The following is a 714-nucleotide window of genomic DNA, read 5'->3' as shown; positions in this document are numbered from 1 at the left end:
GCCGCTCAACTGATGCGACACCGGGACAGGCGTTGGCAGCTGACGCTCGGTGACGCCAGCGACGTCCAGCGCCTCGCGGTCCCAGGCCAGCTCGCGCAGATTGAACAGTCCAGTCGCGCTGGCAACAGAGTAGTCGACGACGCACTCGCCGAACAACTGCATCAGCACATACTCTTTGATGCCGACATAATGCCGGGCAGCCGCTGTCACCTCGGGACGATGCTCCCGCAGCCAGATCAGCTTGGGCAGCGGCGACATCGGATGGATCGGCGTGCCGGTCCGCTCATAGATCGCCAGCCCTTGGCCGGATGCCTGCAGCGCCTCCGCCTGCGGTGCCGAGCGCTGATCGGCCCAGATGATGCTGCCGGTGAGCGGCCGTCCCGCCTCGTCGAGTACGATCAGGCTATGCATGGCGCTGCTGAAGGCGACGCAAGCGACGCGCTCCGGCGCGCAGCCCGTACGCGCCATGAGCGAGCCGATGCCTTGCTTGACGGCGGCCAGGATGACGTCGGGGTCCTGCTCGGCCATATTCGGCTGCGGCAGCATCATCGGGTAGCCGACGGTGACGCAGTCGACGACCTGACCCTCGCGCGTGATGAGCAGCGATTTGACGCTGGTCGTTCCTATATCTACAGCTACTACGACTGGGGATTGCTTATTCATTTCGGCAGATATCCTTCCTCGTCAAAAGTCCATTCGAACGGCTCGCCGACC

At 64.1% G+C, this 714-nt stretch carries 1 protein-coding gene; it reads right to left on the bottom strand.

All coding sequences use genetic code 11. From position 1 onward, the window contains the following. Nucleotides 1–663, bottom strand: a 663-nt coding sequence (locus tag PA598K_RS00710) for an FGGY family carbohydrate kinase (RefSeq protein WP_260405209.1), incomplete at its 3' end; no start/stop codon positions are given. Nucleotides 664–714 lie beyond the last annotated feature (51 nt).

This window comes from Paenibacillus sp. 598K, assembly GCF_003851045.1.
Taxonomy (GTDB): domain Bacteria; phylum Bacillota; class Bacilli; order Paenibacillales; family Paenibacillaceae; genus Paenibacillus_D.
Note: the sequence above shows the minus strand (reverse complement) of the source record. Positions and strands in the feature narration are given on the sequence as shown.